Origin of the sequence: Curtobacterium flaccumfaciens (assembly GCF_018598405.1) — a bacterium.
Taxonomy (GTDB): domain Bacteria; phylum Actinomycetota; class Actinomycetes; order Actinomycetales; family Microbacteriaceae; genus Curtobacterium; species Curtobacterium aurantiacum.
In genome coordinates this window covers 1-1,079 of sequence record NZ_JAHEWS010000062.1, presented here as the reverse complement: position 1 = coordinate 1,079, position 1,079 = coordinate 1, and the positions used below count along the sequence as shown (strand labels likewise).

General features: G+C 70.4%; 1 protein-coding gene. It reads right to left on the bottom strand.

The features are described 5' to 3' along the window. Nucleotides 1-1,079, bottom strand: a 1,079-nt coding sequence (gene metK, locus KK097_RS17770) for a methionine adenosyltransferase (protein WP_214545630.1), incomplete at both ends; no start/stop codon positions are given.

The following is a 1,079-nucleotide window of genomic DNA, read 5'->3' as shown; positions in this document are numbered from 1 at the left end:
CACGTGAACCCGGGGAGCTCGCGGCCGAAGTGGCCGTAGGTCGCGGTCTGCGCGTAGATCGGTCGGAGCAGGTCGAGGTCGCGGATGATCGCGGCCGGACGCAGGTCGAAGACCTGGCGGATGGCGGCCTCGATCGTGGCGTCGTCCACGTGACCGGTGCCGAAGGTCTCGACGTAGAGCCCGACGGGCTTCGCACGGCCGATCGCGTAGGCGACCTGCACCTCGAGCCGGTCGGCGAGCCCCGCGGCGACCGCGTTCTTGGCGACCCAGCGCAGCGCGTACGCCGCCGAACGGTCGACCTTCGACGGGTCCTTGCCGCTGAACGCGCCGCCACCGTGACGGGAGGCCCCGCCGTAGGTGTCGACGATCACCTTGCGGCCGGTGAGCCCGGCGTCGCCCTGGGGGCCGCCGATCTCGAAGCGGCCGGTCGGGTTCACGATGACGTCGACGTGCGACGAGTCGAGGTCGACCAGGTCGAGGACCGGACGGATCACGTGCTCGGTGATCGCCGCGGTGAGCTCGTCGAGCGTGACGCTCGGCGAGTGCTGCGTGGAGAGCACGACGGTCTCGACGGTCTTCGGCACGACGCCGTCGTACCCGATGGTGACCTGGGTCTTGCCGTCCGGGCGCAGGAACGACAGCTCGCCCGACTTCCGGACCGCGGCCAGGCGCTCGGCCAGGCGGTGCGCCAGCCAGATCGCGACCGGCATGTACTCGGGGGTCTCGTTCGTCGCGAAGCCGAACATGATGCCCTGGTCGCCGGCGCCCTGACGGTCCAGCGGGTCGACCGCACCGGTGCGGGAGTCGAGCGACTCGTCAACGCCCTGCGCGATGTCGGGCGACTGCGCGCCGATCGAGACCTCGACACCGCAGGTGGCACCGTCGAACGAGACGTCCGACGAGTTGTAGCCGATGCCGGTGATGACGTCACGGACGAGCTTGGGGATCTCGACGTAGCCGGAGGTCGTGACCTCGCCGGCGACGTGCACGAGCCCGGTGGTCACCATCGTCTCGACGGCGACGCGCGCGTTCGGGTCGACCGTCAGCAGTGCGTCGAGGATGCTGTCCGAGATCTGGTC